This is a genomic window from Guyparkeria halophila (genome assembly GCF_034479635.1).
GTDB lineage: Bacteria > Pseudomonadota > Gammaproteobacteria > Halothiobacillales > Halothiobacillaceae > Guyparkeria > Guyparkeria halophila.
Window position 1 is genome coordinate 7,501 of record NZ_CP140153.1, and the last position, 18,442, is coordinate 25,942.

The window sequence follows — 18,442 nt, forward strand, 5'->3', positions numbered from 1 at the left end:
CAAGGTGCTAGACCTCGGTGACGAGGCCCGTCGCCTGGAACGCATTCGCCCGGGCGACAAGCTCGTGCTGATGATGGACGACGCCGAACAGTTCGCCGGACTGAAATACGACCTCAGCAGCGAGAGCGAGCTTTCCATCTTCCGCAGCGAGGGCGACCAGCTGGTGGCCGAGATCACCGACCTGCCCAGCGAGACCCGGCTGGTCTCCGCCGGCGGGACCATCAAGGGCTCGCTTTACCAGTCCGCCATCGCAACGGGCGTTCCCCCCGCGCAAATCATGCAATTGGCCGAGGTCTTCGGCTGGAAGGTGGATTTTCTGCGCGACGTGCGGGATGGCGACCAGTTCCGCCTGATCTACGAGGTGCGCGAACGCGAGGGCGAGCGTCTCGGGACCGGCCAGCTCGTCGCCGCCGAGTTCGTCAATCGCGGCGAGCGGGTCCAGGCCGTGCGCTACACCTCGCCCGACGGGACGAGCGGCTACTACGAACCCGATGGCAGCAGCCTCGAGCGCGGTTTCCTGCGCTACCCGGTGGAGTTCTCCCGCATCAGCTCGAACTTCAACCCCAAGCGACTGCACCCGATTCACAACACCGTCCGTCCGCACAATGGCGTGGACCTCGCCGCCCCGACCGGCACACCGGTCAAGTCCGCCGCCTCCGGCCGCGTTACCTTCGTCGGCTGGAAGCACGGCTACGGCAAGGTGGTCCAGGTACGGCACGACGCCAAGCACGAAACCCTCTACGCGCACCTGTCCGGCTTCAAGGGCAACCTCAAGCGCGGCGCGAGCATCGACAAGGGCACCACCATCGGCTTTGTGGGCATGACGGGCGCCGCCACGGGGCCGCACCTCCACTACGAATTCAAGGTCCACGGCAAGGCGCTCGATCCGCTCAAGGTGGACCTGCCGGAAGCGAACCCGATCGCCTCGAAGGACCGCAAGGATTTCATCGCCCGGACGCGCGGATCGCTTGAGGAACTGGCCCGCATCGAGGTCGACGTGGCAGGCGAGCAGCCGGTTCACCTGGCCCGCAACGAGCGTGTCGCCCACGAATCACGTGACGACTGATCCGGACCGGAACCGCCCCGACGACGGCGGCGAGCTCTTCATCGGGGCGATGACGGGCACCAGCATCGACGCACTCGACCTGTGCCTTTGCGACTTCTCCGGTTCGCTCCCCCGCCTGATTGCCCACCACCAAGAGCCGCTGGACGCCAAACTGACCGCCCAGTTGAAACGACTGGCCCAAGGCGTCAACGGCGCGGCAGACCAGGCCCCGCCGGCGCCCGCGATCGACGCCATCGACCTGTTGGGCATGGCCGATCGTCGGCTGGCCGAGACCACGGCGGCAGGCGTCGCCCGGCTTCTAGAGCAGGCCGACCTGCCGGCAACGGCGATCCGGGCAATCGGCTCGCATGGTCAGACCGTGCGCCACCGACCGAATTGGCGGGACGCCGCCTTCACCCTGCAACTGGGCGATCCCAGCCGCATCGCCGAGCTCACCGGCATTACCGTGGCCGCCGACTTCCGTCGCCGCGACCTGGCCGCCGGCGGCCAGGGCGCCCCGCTGGCGCCGCCGGCCCACGCGGCCCTGTTCCCGCCCGGCCCCGAGGGGCGGATCGTGATCAATCTGGGCGGGATCGCCAACGCCTCGATATTGCACCCCGGCCGGGAGCCCATCGGCCTGGACACCGGCCCGGCCAACACCCTGATGGATGCCTGGCACAGCCGCCACCGGCCGGCCCCGTTCGACCGGGACGGCCAATGGGCTGCCAGCGGGACGGCACACCCCGCTCTGCTTGAGCAACTCCTGATCGAATCGTTCTTCACGGCCCCCGCCCCGAAATCCACCGGACCGGAACAGTTCAACCTCGATTGGCTGGAACGACTGGGCGGGCAGTGGCTCGAGGTACTCCCGGCCGAGGACGTCCAGGCCACCCTGCTTGAACTGACGGTCGAGAGCATCGCCCGAGCCCTGTCGCCCTGGCAGGCCGAACAACCGGGCATGCCGATCACGCTGTGCGGCGGCGGGGCTTACAACGGGCGACTGGTCAAGCGACTGGGCGAGCGGCTGGCCGCGCCGGTGGAAAGCAGTGCGGCACTGGGCCTGGCGCCGGAATGCGTGGAGGGGGCCGCGTTTGCGTGGCTGGCCCGCCAGTTGCTGAGCGGCCAACCCGCCAACGCCCCCAGCGTGACTGGCGCGGCCGGGCCGCGCCTGCTGGGTGGCATCTACCCGGCCTGAATCGACCGGATCCTCAGCAGAGATCGATCAGCGGGCGCCGATCGAGCGGTAGTCGCGCGGGCTTTCACCGACGTATACCTGGGTGGGACGATAGATGCGGTTGTTCGCGATCTGCTCCTTCCAGTGCGCCAGCCAGCCGGCCGTGCGCGAGATGGCGAAGATCGGCGTGAACTGATCACGCGGGATGCCAAGCTCGGCGTACAGCAGACCGGAATAGAAATCGACGTTCGGGTAGACACCCTTGCCGGCCAGGTGTTCGGCCGCCTGGGTCTCAAGCTCGCGGGCAATCTCGTAGAGCGGCGAGAGCTGGCCACCGCGGTGCTCGCGCAGCTGCTCGAGCAGCCCCTGCAGGATGTCGGCGCGCGGGTCCTTGACCTTGTACTCGCGGTGACCAAAGCCCCAGATCACCTCCTTGTTGGCCAGCTTCTGCTCCAGCCAGGGCGTGACGTTCTCGACCGAACCGATCTCGTCGAGCATCGCCAGCACGCGCTGGTTGGCCCCACCGTGCAGCGGCCCCGCCAGCGTGCCGATCGCCGAGGCGACCACCAGATTCGGCGGCGCGAGTGTCGAACCGCAGACCAGCGAGGCGAAGGTCGAGGCATTGAGCGTGTGCTCGGCGTGCAGGATCAGGCAGGCATCCATGATGCGCGCCTCGATCGGGTCGGGCTCGCGCTCGGTCATCATGTACAGGAAGTTCTCCGCGTAGGAGAGATCGGCGCGCGGCGCGACCGGGTCGTCACCCTTGCGGATATGCTCCCACATGGCCACGAGCGTGGACATGCTCGAGAGGATCTTGACGATCATCTGCTCGACGAATTCGCTGTCGGCATTGACGCCGTTGGCCGTCATGCGCTCCTGCCCCGGGTAGAACATGCCGAGACTGGCCACGCAGGTCTGCAGCGCCTCCATCGGGTGCCCGTCGATGGGCAGGAACTTCATGATGTCGCGCACGTTGTATTTCACGCGGCGGTTGCGACGCAGGTCGGCGTCGAACTCGGCCAGCTCGAGCGCCGTGGGCAGATCACCGTGGATCAGCACCCACGCGGTTTCCTCGAACGTGCTCTGGCGGGCCAGATCCACGATGCGATAACCACGGTAGGTCAGCAGCCCGGCCTGACCATCCAGATACGAAATGGCAGACTGCGCCGCCGGCACACCCTGCAAACCCGGTACGAAATCCATCGACAACGCCTTGTAATAACCCTGACAAACGCGAGACGCGGGCGATGCCCGCGTCCTGACCCATTACCCAATCAGATCGAGAACGAGGAACCGCAGCCGCAGGTGGTCGCGGCATTGGGGTTGCGGATCACGAACTGCGCACCGGAGACATCTTCCTTGTAATCGATCTCGGCACCCTCGAGGTACTGGATGCTCATCGGATCGACCAGCAGGGTTACGCCCGAGCGCTCCACCGCCGTGTCGTCCGGCTGGACCTCTTCCTCGAACATGAAGCCGTACTGGAAGCCGGAACAGCCGCCGCCCGTGATGAACACGCGCAGCTTGAGCTCCGGGTTGCCCTCTTCCTCGATCAGTGACTGGACCTTGTTCGCCGCATTTTCGGTAAAGACCAGCGGCGTGGCTTCGGTGGCCGGCTCGGCCACCATGGTGTCGGTTGCGTCAACCATCGCGTTCACCTCAATCGATTGCGCGCCCGCTCGGCGGAAAAATACCGTTGCCGAGCGGCAAACTCACAGTCTATCAGACCATTGGCGAATGCATGCGAGCCGGCACTGGGGAATCTTTGCACGATTCGATAGTGCCTCTGCGGGACCGCCAAGGGCCCAGTGGCAAGGCGCAGCCCGCCGTGAACGGCTGCGTCCTTCACAAGGGCTGCAACACCGCAAATGGGGCCTTGGCGGCTCGCCCGAACGGGGTTCGCCAGAGGCGCCATCGAATCGTGCAGAGGTTCCCTAGGGCGACAGGGCGACCAGCTCGAGCCCGGCCGGCTCGTCGCAACCGAGCATCAGGTTCATGTTCTGCACGGCCTGCCCGGCGGCGCCCTTGACCAGGTTGTCGATCACGCTGGAAACCACCAGCATCGGCCCGTCGAGCGGCCGGTGCACGGCCATGCGGCAGATGTTGTTGCCGCGCACGCTGCGGGTTTCCGGGTGGCTGTTCGGCGGCATGACGTCGACGAACGGCTCCTCGGCATAGTAGCGCTCGTAGAGCCGCTGCACATTCTCGCCCGGTTCGCCCTGCAGCGGCAGGTAGACGGTCGACTCGATCCCCCGGACCATCGGCACCAGGTGCGGCACGAAGGTCAGGCCGATCTCGCGCTCGGCGATGGTGGTCAACGTCTGGCGAATCTCCGGCTGGTGGCGGTGACCGGCGGCGGCGTAGGTGCGCACGCTCTCGCCCGCCTCGGCCAACAGCGTATGCACCGCGGCCGAACGACCGGCGCCGCTGGCGCCCGACTTGGTGTCCGCCACGATCTGGCCGTGATCGACCCAGTCCAGCCCCATCAGCGGCAGCACGGCAAGGGTCGTCGCGGTCACATGGCAACCGGGATTGGCGACCAGCTGCGCGCCACGGATCTCGTCACGGTAAAGCTCGGGGAGCCCGTAGACGGCCTGTTCGACCCATTCCGGCGAGGCGTGCGTCATGCCATACCACTGCGACCAGACATCGAGATCCTTGAGGCGATAGTCGGCGGCCAGATCGACCACCCGCACGCCTTGCTCGAGCAACGCCGGCGCCTCCTGCATCGCGATGCCGTTGGGCGTGGCGAAAAACACGAGATCACAACCGGCCAGGTCGGCATCACCCGGCTCGCTGAAGACCAGGTCCGTGTGACCGCGCAGGCTGGGATAGAGGTCGTCCACACGCCGACCGGCCTCGCCGCGCGAGGTCATCGCCACCACCTCGACGTCCGGATGGTGGGCCAGCAGGCGCATCAGCTCGACACCGGTATACCCGGTGCCACCGACGATTCCGATCTTCTTCATGTCTTCGCTCGACTCCTCGTGCTTGGGTACATCCGATCCGGCCCTGCCCTTCGGGCAACCGGCGTTCGAATCGGGTCGGCAATCGTGGCATATTAGCAGCGCCGTTGCGGCGGACCATCCGCCCGCCCGATTCATCACCGCTCTCTATTCTCCGGGAGGCCCGGCCCGTGACCGCTTTGCTCGCCCGCCTACAGGACTGGTTCGGCCGCCCGCTGAACCGGTTCATCGAGCGTCTGCGGCTTCGCCTGGCACAGCCGGATGCCCTGTTGCAGGTCACCCTGCTGGGCCTGATCGCCGGGCTGCTCGCCGCACTGCTGGTGGTCGCCTTCCGACTGGCGCTCGAGGGACTGCAGGTCTACGGCCTGGGGCTGCCGGGCGCGGAGCGCTACGAATCCCTGCCCGCCGAATGGCGACTGCTGCTGCCGATCCTCGGCGCCCTGGTGCTGGGCCTGGCCTTTCACCTCTTGCCGTTCGGCATGCGCAACGTCGGCGTCGGCCACGTCATCATCCGGTTTCACCGCTTCGGCGCCGACATGCCCTGGCAGAACGCCGTGGTGCAGTTCGTCGCCGGCGTGTGGGGCCTGCTGATCGGCCTGACCGGCGGGCGGGAAGGCCCCGGCATCCACCTGGGCGCCTTCTCGGGCAGCCTGCTGGGACACAGCCTCGGCCTGCCGAACAACAGCGTGCGCACGCTGTCGGGCTGCGGGGTGGCCGCGGCCATCTCGGCGGCCTTCAATACGCCGTTGGCCGGCGTGATCTTCGCCCTCGAGGTGGTGATCAAGCAGTACACGCTAGCCAGTTTCCTGCCGGTCATCCTCGCCTCCTCGATGGGCGCCCTGCTGGCCACGACCGTTTTCGGGCCGGAAACCCTGTTCACCATCGAGATCCATCACCAGATGTCGTTCTGGGAGGTACCCACCCTGCTGGCGTTGGGGCTGATCAGCGGCGCGATGGCTGCCGGCTACATCCAGATCGTCGAGGGCACCATTGCCCGCAGCTGGAACTGGCCGGTCTGGGCGCGATTTACCGCCGCCGGCGTGGCCACCGGCGCCATCGGCTTCTGGGTGCCGGAGATCCTCGGTATCGGCCACGACACCACGGACCTGGTCGCCGCCGCCGAGTTGACCCTGGGCGCCCTGCTGATCATCGCCGCGGCCAAGTGGCTGCTGGCCAGCATCACCGTGGGACTCGGCCTGCCGATTGGCACCATCGCGCCGGTACTGATGATCGGCGCGGTGGTCGGCGGTACCCTCGGTAGCCTGCTCTACCGTCTCGACCAGATCCCGCTCAACGACGTCGCCTTCTACACCGTGCTGGGCATGGGGGCGATGCTGGGCGCGACGCTCCAGGCGCCACTGGCCGCCCTGGCCGCGGTACTGGAACTCACCAGTGACACCGGCGCGATCCTGCCCGCCATGATCACCATCGTCGTCTCGGGGCTGGTCAGCCGCATGGTGTTCGGCAAGTCCGGCCTCTACGACGCGATCCTGCGCGCCAACGACCAGCAGATGCCGGGGCCGTCGCTGTGGTTCAACGGCGACAACATCGGCGTTTCGAGCATCATCGAGCGGCGCGTTGCCGAGGTGAACTGCCCCTGCAACCTCGCCCGGTTCGAACAGGCGCTCGAGGAGAAACCGGCCTGGCTGGTCATCCGCGACGAGAACCGCCAGGCGATGGGCGTGATCCGCTATGCCCCGGCCCGAGCGGCCTTCGACCAGGCCTTCAACCAGGCGCTGTTCGATGCCCAGACCCGGGCCGAACAGGCGGCACGGGAGGCCGAGGCCGAGGCCGAGGCCGACGCCGAGGCGCAAGCCAGCCGGGCATCGGCGGAAAACGAATCAGTCGCCGAAGACGAGGCCGCCCGCACCCCCGCCGATGCGATCGAGGGCGAGACCGCCACCACCGGCGCGCCGGCTGGCGGCGAAGACGCCGACTCGGGCATCGACCTGGATGCCCTGGCCAACCAGGTGCGCGAGGATGTCCTCCTCGACCCGGCAGAGATCAGCGGCTTCTACCAAGCCGCCGACGTCGAGGTCGGCTACACGCTGACCCAGGCGCAACGCGTGATGCGCGAGGAGGACGTCGGCGTACTGGTCGCCCGACGCATGCTCGGCTCGCCGCAGGCCCGCACCCTGGGCGTGATGACCGCCGCCATGCTGGAACAGGCGATTGTCGAACGTTGACCTCGAAGGGCGTCCCGCGGAAACTTTGCTGCCTCGCGCCGGTCCATTTTGCTTGCACGCACCGGGCGCCTTTACCCAAAGACGCGTTGATCCAACAGGAATGCCGTTTCGGCTTGCCGGACCGCATCCCTATTCGACCTGGGCTTCCCAATGAGGGTTCGACATGACGCGACGTAACGATATTTCCCGCCGGGCCGACGCCGCCGCGGATCCGCAGCACGACACCTCACGCCGCCGCCTGCTGCTGGGCGGGGCGGGGGCGCTGCTCACCCTGGGGCTGGGCGGCTGCCTGTCGGACAGCGGCCTGGCCCTTGAGGGCGTGACCGTGCAGGACCGCGACGGCAACCCGGTCGACTTGGCGTCGATCAAGGGCAAACCCACCCTGATCACCTTCTGGGCGACCACCTGCCCCGGCTGCGTCAAGGAAATCCCGCACATCCAGGAACTGCACGACAAGTACGCCGATCGCGGCGTGAACGTCGTGGGGCTCGCTATGAGCTACGACCCGCTCGACCAGATCAACACGATGGTCGAAGAGCGCGACATGACCTATACCATCTGGCAGGACAAGGACGGCCGCGGCGCCGAAGCCTTCGGACCCGTACGCGTCACGCCGACGACCTTCATCCTCGATGCCCAGGCACGCATCGAGTTCCAGAAGATCGGCGTGTTCGACGTCGACCGGGTCGAGCGCACCCTCGACCAGCTGCTCGAATCGGCTTAAGGCTCCTCGCCCCACGCACTCCGACGCCCCGCGATCCGGGGCGTTTTTCGTTACACTGGGAGTCTTTGCGCGCGGCCGGTTGCCGCGGCGGACACAGTCAGGGGAGCCCGTTGCCAGGTCATGAACATTTCCATCAAGACCCCCGAGGAAATCGAGAAGATCCGCATCGCCAGCAAGCTTGCCGCCGAGGTGCTGGTACTGCTGCGCGAACACGTCAAGGCTGGCGTGACCACCGGCGAACTCAACGAGATCGCCCACAAGCACATCACCGAGGTGCAGGGCGGCACGCCGGCCACGCTTGGCTACCACGGCTTTCCCGCCTCGATCTGCACCTCGCTGAACCACCAGGTCTGCCACGGCATCCCGGCCGACAAGACCCTGCGCGACGGCGACATCCTCAATATCGACGTCACCGTGATCAAGGACGGCTGGCATGGCGACACCTCGGCGATGTACACCGTCGGCAAGCCGTCCGTGCGTGCGCAGCGCCTGATCGACGTCACCCATGAGGCGATGATGAAGGGCATCGAGACGGTCCGCCCCGACGCCACCCTGGGCGACATCGGCCACGCCATCCAGAGCCATGCCGAGGCCAGCGGCTTTTCCGTGGTGCGCGAATACTGCGGCCACGGCATCGGCCGCAACTTCCACGAGGACCCGCAGGTGGTCCACTACGGCAACCCGGGCGAAGGCGTGCGCCTCAAGGAAGGCATGGTCTTCACCATCGAGCCGATGATCAACGCCGGCAAGAAGGAGATCAAACTGCTCGGGGACGGCTGGACGGTGGTCACCAAGGACCACTCGCTGTCGGCGCAATGGGAGCACACGATCGCCGTGACCGCGGACGGATTCGACATCCTCACCCAACCGCCTGCCTGATCCCATGCAATCGACAGGGCAACCGGACCCCGACGGTCGATTCGGCGACCAGGTCACCTTCCCGGCCGACCGGCCACTGGCGCGCCAGCTCGAGACACTGAACGAACACTGGGCCGAGGCACTGGCCGACGAGACCAACGCCCGCGGCTTCATCCGGGAGGTCACCGCCCGCGTCGACAGCGCCCTGCGGACCCTGTGGCAGGACAAGCTCGCCGACACACCCTGTGCGCTGGTCGCGGTCGGCGGCTACGGTCGCGGCGAGATGTTCGTCCACTCGGACATCGACATCATGGTGCTCACCGCCGATCACGCCCATGACGAGGCGGTGCAGGCCTTCCTCTATACCCTCTGGGACACTGGCCTGTCGATCGGCTACGCCGTGCGCAGCGTCGAGGAGTGTCTCGAGGCGGCCACCGACCCGACCGTCTACACCAGCCTGATCGAGATGCGCCTGATCGCCGGCGACGAGGACCTGCTCACCCGCCTCGATGCGGCCATCCGCGATGACGCGGCCTTCGATCCCGCCTGGTTCTTTGCCGCCAAGCTCGACGAGCAGCAGGCGCGCTACGAGTCACACGACAATGTCGGCACCAAGATCGAGCCGCATATCAAGGAAGGCCCGGGTGGCCTGCGCGACCTGCACACCATCCGGTGGCTGGCCAACCGCATCGATGGCGCCCCCAGCCTCGCGGCGATGCACCGTCGCGGCGAGCTGCTGCGCGATGACGAATACCGGGCGCTGCTGCATGCCGAATCGCTGCTGTTTCGCATCCGGATCGGCCTGCATGGCCTGGCCGAGCGGGCCGAAGAGCGTTTGCTGCTCACCCACCAGAAAACGCTGGCCGGCGCGTTCGGCTACGAAGGGCTCCAGGATGGCAACCTCGCGGTCGAGCGCTTCATGCAGCACTTCTTTCGCGCCACCATCGAGGTCGAACGCCTCAATCAGCTGCTGATCCAGCGCTGGCGCGAACGCCTGCACCCCGAGATCCTCGAGCCGATCCAACGGCTCAACCCGCGCTTCGTTCGCCGCGGCCGCTTGATCGAGACCCGCGATGCCCAGGTGTTCATGCGCTCGCCGACCGCCATCCTCGAGCTGTTCCTGCTGCTCGCCGAGCACCCCGATCTCGAGGGCATGACGGCCGCCACCGCCCGCCAGCTGCGGGCCAACCTGTCGGTGATCGATGCGGGCTTTCGCGCCAACCGCCATGCCAAGCAGTTGTTCATGCGCCTGTTGCGCGCCGAGCGCGGCGTCTATCTCGCCCTGCGCAACATGAACCTCACCGGCGTACTCGCCGCCTACATCCCCAACTTCGCCCCGATCGTCGGGCTGATGCAGTTCGACCTGTTCCACGCCTACACGGTCGACACCCACACCCTGCTGGTGATCCGCAACCTGCGACGCCCCGCACTGCCCGAGTACCGCGACGAGAACCCGATCGCCTCGGATGCCTTCAAGCGCATCCCCCGCCCGGAAGTGCTGTACCTGGCCGGGCTGTTCCATGACATCGCCAAGGGCCGCGGCGGCGATCACGCCGAGTTGGGCGCATTCGACGCCCGCGACTTCGCCCGGGCTCACGGCCTGCCGCGCGAGGACATCGACCTGGTCGGCTGGCTGGTCGAACAGCACCTGCTGCTCTCCTTCACCGCCCAGCGCCAGGACATCGAGGACCCGGAAGTGATCCGGCGCTTCGCCGAACAGGTCGGCAGCGCCGAGCAGCTCGACTACCTCTATCTGCTGACGGTGGCCGACATCCGCGCCACCAATCCGCAGTTGTGGAACTCCTGGCGCGACACCCTGCTGCGCCGCCTGTTCGAGCTCACCCACCAGCATTTCGCCGAGGGCGTGCGCTCGTCCGCACAGATCGTGCGCGAGACGCGCCGCGACGCCAATCGCCAGGGCTCGAGCGAGGGCATGGACGCCGCCAAGCTGGCCGCCTGGCTGTCGGGCATGCCGGAGGAGTACTTCCTCAGAAACGAGATCGACAACATCCTGCGCCACTCGCGGGTGGCGGTGGATGCCGACCTGCCCGCCCTGACCATCAACGACGACCCGCAGCACCAGGCGACCCAGATCCTGATCCTGGCGCAGAACCACCCGGCGCTGTTCGCCCACGTGGTCGCCGGCATCGACCGGGAGGGCCTCAATGTCCAGTCGGCCAACATCACCGTGATCCCGCGCCCGCTGGTGGTCGAGAGCGGGCTCAATGCCATCGACGGCGACGGCAACCGCGAACCCTTGCCCGAGTCCGAGCTGATCCTGCTGGAATTCTTCGTGCTCGACCGCCAGGGACACGCCGTCAGTGACCCCGGCGCGATCGAGGCGCTGCACGAGCGGCTCGAAGGCGTGATCCAGCGCCCGGAGCGGGCCCTGTCGGTCACCCGCCGGCGCACCCCGGCCCAGCTATCGAGCCTGGACGTGGATACCGAGGTGGAATTCATTGCCGATGTCGCCCGGGCACGCACCATGATCCAGGTCCTGACCAAGGACCGGCCGGGCCTGCTCGCCGATCTCTCCGACACCCTGTGGCGCATGGGCGCCATCCTGCTGCACGCGCGCATCGCCACCCTGGGCGAACGCGCCGAGGACGCCTTCTTCGTCGTCGACCAGTACGGCCACCCCATCAACGACCGCGAGCATCAGCAGGCGATTGCCGAGGCCCTGATCCACGCCGCCAAGGGCAACGCCGCCGACGGTGACGCATGAGCCCGATCGACCACAACCTGCCCGCCAACCAGCCACCGGGCGACTGGGCATTGATCGACGAGCGTCGCGATTTCCTGGTGGTGGCGAAGCCCGAACGGATGCTGTCGGTGCCCGGTATCGGCCCCGACAAGCAGGACTGCCTGATCACGCGCGTGCAGATGGAGTTTCCCGAGGCGCGCATCGTCCACCGCCTCGACTGGGACACCTCGGGTCTGCTGGTGCTGGCGCGCAATGCCCGCGCCCATTCCTTTCTCTCCAAGGCCTTCGCCGCCCGGGAGGTGGACAAGACCTACGAGGCATTGATCGATGCCCCGCTGGAGCCGGCCGAGGGACTGATCGATCTCCCGATCGGCAAGGACCACGAACGCCGGCCGCGTTACCGCATCGACCCGGAAACCGGACGCCCATCGCAGACCCGCTACCGCCTGGCCGAACCGCTGGAAGACGGCATCCGCGTGATTCTCGAGCCGATCACCGGGCGCTCGCACCAGCTGCGCGTCCACCTGCTGGCCCAGGGGCGCCCCATCCAGGGCGACTCGCTCTATCACCCCGAGGCCGATCGCCACGAGCGGCTGATGCTGCACGCGACCCGGCTGGCCTTCCCCGACCCGCAACATCCGGACGCCCCCAAAGCCGGCTACCACTGCAAAGCGCCGTTCTAGCCCGGGTATTTAATGAAATTCCGGGCTAGGGCATCTGCCGATCGAGCGCCTATAGTAGCCAGTAGGCCAACGTTCACGGACGAGGACAGGGCAACCGCGCCATGCCGCCGAAAGATCAGAACAGCCATCGAAAACGTCCAGTCTTTCTCGACCTGCGCCGGATGCATTTCCCCCCGCAGGCGATCGCCTCGATCGCCCACCGGCTGACCGGCGTATTGATGATCCTCGCGATCCCGCCGGCCACCTGGCTGTTTGCCCTGAGCCTGTCCGGTCCGGCGGGATTCGCGCGGGCCGGCGAGGTGCTGACGGGGCTGCCGGCACGCCTGGCGGGCCTGCTGCTCGCCCTGGCGCTGGCCCATCACCTGTTCGCCGGCATCCGCTATCTGCTCCTCGACCTCGATATCGGCATCACCCGGGTAACCGCGCGTCGCAGCGCGCTGCTGGTCATGGGGGTGGGCGTGATCGCCGGGCTCGGCCTCTGGTGGGGGCTGTGGGCATGAGCGGGCTGGTCGCCTGGCTGATCCAACGCCTCTCCGCGCTCTTTCTCGGCGCGTTCACCGTCTACGTCCTGGTCTGCCTATCCATGGCCGACGCCTGGTCGCATGCCGCCTGGAGCGGCTGGCTCGCCGCACCGTCCAATGCCGTGACGCTCTGGCTCGCCGCGCTGGCGTTGCTGCTGCATGCCTGGGTCGGCGGCCGCGACGTGCTGCTCGACTATGTCCATCCGCTCGGCCTGAGGGTCGCCCTGCTGACGGCACTCGCCGGTTGGCTGCTCGGGTCGGGCATCTGGTTCGGCGCGACACTACTGGAGGTGATGTGAGCAAACCACGACAGGTCGACGCGCTGGTGATCGGCGCCGGAGGCGGCGGGCTACGCGCCGCGCTGCAACTGGCCCGCGGCGAGGCGAGCGTGGCGGTGGTCTCCAAGGTCTTTCCCACCCGCTCGCACACCGTCGCCGCGCAGGGTGGCGTCAATGCCTCGCTGGCCAATACCCTGCCGGACAACTGGCACTGGCACATGTTCGATACGGTCAAGGGCAGCGACTACCTCGGCGACCAGGACGCGATCGAGTACATGTGTCGCGCCGCGCCCAAGGCGGTCCGGGAGCTGGAACACTTCGGCGTGCCGTTCTCGCGCCTGCCCGACGGGCGCATCTACCAGCGCGCCTTCGGCGGGCAGAGCCAGCACTTCGGCGGCGAACAGGCCGCACGCACCTGTGCCGCCGCCGATCGCACCGGACACGCGATCCTGCACTCGCTCTACCAGCAGAATCTTGCCGCCGGCACGCACTTCTTCGACGAGCATTTCGCGCTCGACCTGCTCGTCGACGATCAGGGCGCGGTCCTCGGCGCCCAAGTCCTCGACATCGCCAGCGGCGAGACGACCACCATCGAGGCGCGCACCACCCTGCTCGCCACCGGCGGGGCGGCCCAGATCTACCGCACCAACACCAACGCGCTGATCAACACCGGCGACGGCATGGCCATGGCCCTGCGTGCCGGCATCCCGCTGCAGGACATGGAGTTCGTCCAGTTCCATCCCACCGGCATCGCCGGCAAGGGCATGTTGATCACCGAAGGGGTGCGCGGCGAGGGGGGCTACCTGGTCAATGCCGAGGGCGAGCGCTTCATGGAACGCTACGCCCCCCACGCGAAGGATCTGGCCAGCCGCGACGTAGTCAGCCGGGCGATCGTCACCGAGATCCGCGAGGGCCGCGGCTGCGGCCCGAATCGCGACCACGTCCTGCTCAAGCTCGACCATCTCGGCGAGGCGGTTATCCGCGAGCGCCTGCCGGCAATCCGCGAGACGGCGAAGACCTTCGTCAACGTCGATCCGGTCGACGACCCCATTCCGGTGTTCCCCACCGCGCACTACACCATGGGCGGCATCCCCACCAACCGCCACGGACAGGTGGTCCGCCCGGGCGAAGACGGCAGGGAAGCGCCCGTCGAGGGTCTGTATGCCGCGGGCGAATGCGCCTGCGTCTCAGTGCACGGCGCCAACCGGTTGGGCGGCAACTCCCTGCTCGACATCGTGGTCTTCGGTCGGGCGGCGGCGCGCCACATGCTCGAGCACCTGGCCGCGCACCGCTATCACCGCCCCCTGCCGGAACAGGCCCCTGCCCGCGCGCAGGCCCTGGCCGATGCCATCGAGGAGCGGGCAACCGGCGAGGCGGTCGCCGCCCTGCGCCGGGAGATCCAGCAGACCATGGAAGACTATGCCGGCGTGTTTCGCCGCCAGGATCAACTGGATCAGGGGCTCGAGCGCATCCGCCAGCTGCATGCCCGCAGCCGGGAGCTTGCGATCGGCGATCATGGCCGCGTGTTCAACACCGCGCGGATCGAGGCACTGGAACTGGTCAATCTCGCCGACGTGGCACTGGCGGCGATCACCGCGGCGGCCGCGCGGACGGAAAGCCGCGGCGCGCACTCCCGGGTCGACCACCCCGACCGCGACGACGAGCACTGGCTGGTGCACAGCCTGTTCTCGCTCGAGCGCGGCATGCGTTACAAGCCGGTGCGGACCACCCCGCTGACGGTGGACTCATTCCCGCCCAAACCGAGGGTCTACTGATGGGGACCTCGAATAACCTGCTACGCCACCCGACTGCGGCGTCACGTGCGGACTCGGGACATCCGTGTCCCTCGCAAGCGCAAGCGAGACTTGCGTACGGAATGGCATCCGGGCCATTCCATCGCTCGCTCCTCTCGATTCGCTGGGAGCGCATCGAGGCGCACGTAGTGCGCTCGGAGACTGCAGGCCATGGATGGCCTGCATCCACCTATCTTTTTGATATGTCTCGTCGCTCGCTGAATGCGAAGCAGGCGCAAGCCAGCGGCTCCTTGCACTCGGGCGGCTCGCTACGGTTTTTCGAGGTCCCCAGATGAGCGAATGGCAGCCGATCCGCGTGTTCAAACGCCCCGGCCCGCGCGACGGGCGGATGCGCTTTTCCCTCTACCGCTACGATCCGGAAAGCAGCGAGGCGCCCCACCAGCAGGCATACGTCCTCGACGACCTGTCTCCCGACGACATGCTGCTCGACGCGCTGTTACGCCTGCGCGAGATCGACGAGACACTCGGCTTTCGCCGCTCCTGCGGCGAGGGGGTCTGCGGCTCGGACGCGATGAACATCAACGGGCGCAACGGGCTGGCCTGCATCACCCGGCTGGGCGAACTGACCGAGCCGGTGGTCATCCGGCCACTACCGGGCATGCCGGTGATCCGCGACCTGGTCGTCGACATGGGCAACTTCCACCACCAATACCAGCGGGTCGAACCCTGGCTGCAGGCGGATGCCCCGCCACCGGACCGGGAGCAGGCGCAAACGCCCGACGAGCGCGAGCGTCTCGATGGCCTGACCGAATGCATCCTCTGCGGCTGTTGCTCGGCCGCCTGTCCGTCCTACTGGTGGAATCCGGAACGCTTCCTCGGCCCGGCGGCGCTACTGCAGGCCGCGCGCTTTATTGAGGACAGCCGCGACACGGCCACCGCGGCGCGGCTCGAACAGCTCGACGACGCCTACAAGCTGTTCCGCTGCCACACCATCATGAACTGCAGCGACGTCTGCCCGAAGGGGCTGAACCCCACCGAGGCGATCGGCCGTATCCGCCGACGCATGCTGGGCCGACATGTCTGAAGGGGACCGCCGTGCTCGCCTGCGCTGGCGCTGCCGGCGGGGCCTGCGAGAGCTCGACCTGCTGCTCGGCCCGTTCGCCGAGCGGCAATTGCCGCGGCTCTTGCCACACGAACTCGACGACTTCGATCGACTGCTGACCGCGGCCGACCAGGACCTGCAGGCCTGGTTTCTCGGCCGGGAGCGCCCGAGCGATGACTCCCTGGCCGATCTGGTGGAACGAATACGGCAACAGGCGCGTTCATCCGGGTAAACCCTGGGCGAATGCGACGGAAAGGCGCGTTACGCGGAGCCGTTCGTCCCCACCAACTCCACCGCATTGCCGTCCGGATCACGGAAGAACAACGCATCGCGGCCGGATCGCGAGCGCGTGAAGGCAAGGCCCTTGGCCTCCAGTCGCCCGGCGAAAGGTGCTGTCGTCTCGACCCGCAACGCGAAATGCCGGTCACGACCGCCGTGTTCCGGTCGACCGTCGACCCCGTCGGGGTTGGGCAGCTCGAGCAGGTGCAGGGCCTGCCCCCCGCCCAGGGACAGCCACGCGCCCGGAAAGCCGAGATCGGGCCGCGGCAACTCCGCCAGCCCCAGCACCTCGGCATAGAACGCGCGCGATCGCCGGGCATCGCTGACCAGCAGGCTGACGTGGTCGACGCCTTGGACCTCAGGCGGCACATCGAGTCGGTTATCGGCATCAGGCATGACTGGCTCCCGGTTAGGAGAACGCTGCACGATTCGATAGTGCCTCTGCAGGACCGCCCGCATGGGGTTCGCCAGAGGTGCCATCGAATCGTGCAGAGCTTCCCGAGGTTCTCGCCGCCACTCGCGGCGACTGGATCGGACACCTATAATGCCCGGTCGCATCCCGCCCCGTCACCACCCAACCGAACGGCCCCCGGCATGAATCCCAATCTCGACCGACTGCATCCCTACCCCTTCGAGAAGCTCGCCGAACTCAAGGCGGGCGCCGAGCCGCCCGCCGACCGAAAGCACATCCCGCTGTCGATCGGCGAACCGCGCCATGCCCCGCCGGCCATCGTGCTCGACACCCTGCGCGAGACGCTGCCGGAGATTGCCCGCTACCCGGCAACCAAGGGCGAGCCGGCCCTGCGCCAGGCGATGGCCGGCTGGCTGAGCCGCCGCTTCAATCTGGCCGACGGGCTGCTCGACCCGGAGACCAACGTGCTCCCGGTCGCCGGCACCCGCGAGGCGCTGTTCGCCATCGCCCAGGCGGTAGTCGATCGCGACACCGGCGACCAGCCGCCGGTGGTGCTGATGCCCAACCCCTTCTACCAGATCTACGAGGGGGCGGCCCTGCTCGCCGGCGCCGAGCCCTACTATTACCCGACCCTGCCGGAAAACGGCTTTCTGCCGGATTTCGAGGCCGTCCCCGAATCGATCTGGCAGCGCGCGCAGTTGCTCTACGTCTGCTCGCCGGGCAACCCCAGCGGCGCGGTGATCGATGCCGAGCGCTACCGCCACCTGCTTGCCAAGGCCCGCCGCCATGACGTCGTGGTCGCCGCCGACGAGTGCTATTCGGAGATCTACTTCGACGAGGACGCGCCACCCACCGGTCTGCTCGAGGTGGCAGCTACCCGCGACGGCGACGATCCCTTCGAGAACGTGATCGTGTTCCACAGCCTCTCCAAGCGTTCCAACCTGCCGGGCCTGCGCTCGGGGCTGGTCGCGGGTGACGCGGCGCTCTTGAAACGCTTCCTGCGCTATCGCACCTACCAAGGCTGCGCCCTGCCGCTACCGACGCAACTGGCATCCATCACCGCCTGGAACGACGAGGCCCACGTGCGCGCCAACCGTGCCTTCTACCGCGAGAAGTTCGATGCAGTACTGGAAATCCTCGAACCGGTGGCCGGCATCGACGTCCATCGGCCCGATGCGGGCTTCTACCTCTGGGCCGGAGTCGAGGGCGACGAGCGCGACTTCGCCCGGCAGCTGTTTGCCGAGCAGAACATTACGGTGCTGCCGGGGCGCTTTCTCTCGCGCGAGGCCGATGGCGTGAACCCCGGGGCGGGGTTCGTGCGCATGGCGCTGGTGGCGGAGTTGGACGACTGCGTCGAGGCGGCGAAGCGGATTCGGGCGATGCTTTCCTGATTCGTTTTGGTACTCCTGATTGAAGGTCGACAGGGTTTCGCACGCCGGTTGGACCAAGGTGGTACGAATGCACCGCCGTGCATGGCGTGCGAGTCGATTTTCTTGCTTGTCCAAGAAAACCGACGAAAAGAAGACACCCCGATGCATTGGCCCTTCGGGCCTGATCGACTCGGATTGCATCCGAGCCGATCAGCCTCGCGAACGAGGGGTTGCGGACGGGTCGGTTCGACGCGACCTCCTGTCGCGGCGAACCTCGGGCTCGCGTCCATGCGAGCCCGACCCTGCAATCCCTCGCTCGCGAGGCAAAGCATAAGGGGACTCGACCCTTCGATCGCATTTGAAGCGTGGCCTCCGAGCATTCCAAA

General features: G+C 67.5%; 17 protein-coding genes (1 of these 17 cut by a window edge). 13 read left to right on the plus strand and 4 right to left on the minus strand.

Going from position 1 to position 18,442, the window contains the following annotated elements:
• Window positions 1-1,066 carry the 3' portion of a peptidoglycan DD-metalloendopeptidase family protein gene (locus SR882_RS00035; RefSeq protein ID WP_322521318.1) on the plus strand. 518 nt of this gene lie to the left of the window's left edge, so only the last 1,066 of its 1,584 coding nucleotides appear in the window; the start codon falls outside the window, past its left edge; the stop codon is at window positions 1,064-1,066.
• Window positions 1,067-1,115: 49 nt separating this feature from the next.
• Complete coding sequence (locus SR882_RS00040; protein WP_407653355.1) at window positions 1,116-2,240, plus strand: anhydro-N-acetylmuramic acid kinase; 1,125 nt, start codon at window positions 1,116-1,118, stop codon at window positions 2,238-2,240.
• A gap of 27 nt (window positions 2,241-2,267) precedes the next feature.
• Here SR882_RS00040 and SR882_RS00045 read toward each other — a convergent pair whose 3' ends face one another.
• The 3 genes from SR882_RS00045 to argC all read right to left on the minus strand — a co-directional run bounded on the left by SR882_RS00045 (window position 2,268) and on the right by argC (window position 5,188).
• The gene (locus SR882_RS00045; RefSeq protein WP_322521320.1) at window positions 2,268-3,422 is read right to left on the minus strand and encodes a citrate synthase; all 1,155 of its coding nucleotides are present in this window, start codon (window positions 3,420-3,422) and stop codon (window positions 2,268-2,270) included.
• A 71-nt stretch (window positions 3,423-3,493) separates the two neighbouring features.
• Window positions 3,494-3,868 (minus strand): iron-sulfur cluster insertion protein ErpA, encoded by a 375-nt coding sequence (erpA, locus tag SR882_RS00050; RefSeq protein WP_456152241.1) that lies wholly within the window; start codon window positions 3,866-3,868, stop codon window positions 3,494-3,496.
• 285 nt (window positions 3,869-4,153) lie between these two features.
• Complete coding sequence (gene argC / locus SR882_RS00055; protein ID WP_322521321.1) at window positions 4,154-5,188, minus strand: N-acetyl-gamma-glutamyl-phosphate reductase; 1,035 nt, start codon at window positions 5,186-5,188, stop codon at window positions 4,154-4,156.
• 167 nt (window positions 5,189-5,355) lie between these two features.
• Between argC and SR882_RS00060 the strand changes: the two genes are divergently transcribed.
• From SR882_RS00060 to SR882_RS00105, 10 genes are all read left to right on the plus strand, one after another.
• Window positions 5,356-7,371, plus strand: a complete 2,016-nt coding sequence (locus SR882_RS00060; RefSeq protein ID WP_322521322.1) for a chloride channel protein — start codon at window positions 5,356-5,358, stop codon at window positions 7,369-7,371.
• Window positions 7,372-7,534: 163 nt separating this feature from the next.
• On the plus strand, window positions 7,535-8,095 hold the full coding sequence (locus SR882_RS00065) for a peroxiredoxin family protein (RefSeq protein ID WP_322521323.1): 561 nt from the start codon (window positions 7,535-7,537) through the stop codon (window positions 8,093-8,095).
• A gap of 120 nt (window positions 8,096-8,215) precedes the next feature.
• The gene (gene map / locus SR882_RS00070) at window positions 8,216-8,974 is read left to right on the plus strand and encodes a type I methionyl aminopeptidase (RefSeq protein WP_322521324.1); all 759 of its coding nucleotides are present in this window, start codon (window positions 8,216-8,218) and stop codon (window positions 8,972-8,974) included.
• A gap of 4 nt (window positions 8,975-8,978) precedes the next feature.
• On the plus strand, window positions 8,979-11,678 hold the full coding sequence (glnD, locus tag SR882_RS00075; RefSeq protein ID WP_322521325.1) for a [protein-PII] uridylyltransferase: 2,700 nt from the start codon (window positions 8,979-8,981) through the stop codon (window positions 11,676-11,678).
• Entirely contained in the window at window positions 11,675-12,340 is a 666-nt protein-coding gene (locus SR882_RS00080) for an RluA family pseudouridine synthase (RefSeq protein ID WP_322521326.1), read from the plus strand. The genes glnD and SR882_RS00080 overlap by 4 nt, the downstream gene beginning before the upstream one ends.
• Window positions 12,341-12,441: 101 nt before the next feature.
• Window positions 12,442-12,840 carry a succinate dehydrogenase, cytochrome b556 subunit gene (gene sdhC, locus SR882_RS00085; RefSeq protein ID WP_322521327.1) on the plus strand — a complete coding sequence of 133 codons (399 nt, stop codon included), beginning with the start codon at window positions 12,442-12,444 and terminating at the stop codon, window positions 12,838-12,840.
• A complete protein-coding gene (gene sdhD, locus SR882_RS00090) occupies window positions 12,837-13,160 on the plus strand; it encodes a succinate dehydrogenase, hydrophobic membrane anchor protein (protein ID WP_322521328.1) in 324 nt (107 codons plus the stop codon). Before sdhC ends, sdhD begins: the two co-directional genes overlap by 4 nt.
• Window positions 13,157-14,914: a succinate dehydrogenase flavoprotein subunit gene (gene sdhA, locus SR882_RS00095; RefSeq protein ID WP_322521329.1), complete on the plus strand. Its 1,758-nt coding sequence runs from the start codon at window positions 13,157-13,159 to the stop codon at window positions 14,912-14,914. The genes sdhD and sdhA overlap by 4 nt, the downstream gene beginning before the upstream one ends.
• Before the next feature lie 367 nt (window positions 14,915-15,281).
• On the plus strand, window positions 15,282-15,977 hold the full coding sequence (locus tag SR882_RS00100; RefSeq protein WP_322522366.1) for a succinate dehydrogenase iron-sulfur subunit: 696 nt from the start codon (window positions 15,282-15,284) through the stop codon (window positions 15,975-15,977).
• Window positions 15,970-16,227: an FAD assembly factor SdhE gene (locus SR882_RS00105; protein WP_322521330.1), complete on the plus strand. Its 258-nt coding sequence runs from the start codon at window positions 15,970-15,972 to the stop codon at window positions 16,225-16,227. The genes SR882_RS00100 and SR882_RS00105 overlap by 8 nt, the downstream gene beginning before the upstream one ends.
• Before the next feature lie 29 nt (window positions 16,228-16,256).
• Here SR882_RS00105 and SR882_RS00110 read toward each other — a convergent pair whose 3' ends face one another.
• The gene (locus SR882_RS00110) at window positions 16,257-16,670 is read right to left on the minus strand and encodes a VOC family protein (RefSeq protein ID WP_322521331.1); all 414 of its coding nucleotides are present in this window, start codon (window positions 16,668-16,670) and stop codon (window positions 16,257-16,259) included.
• A gap of 198 nt (window positions 16,671-16,868) precedes the next feature.
• Here SR882_RS00110 and dapC point away from each other — a divergent pair, with 198 nt between their 5' ends.
• Window positions 16,869-18,077 (plus strand): succinyldiaminopimelate transaminase, encoded by a 1,209-nt coding sequence (gene dapC / locus SR882_RS00115; RefSeq protein WP_322521332.1) that lies wholly within the window; start codon window positions 16,869-16,871, stop codon window positions 18,075-18,077.
• The last annotated feature ends 365 nt before the right edge of the window (window positions 18,078-18,442 follow it).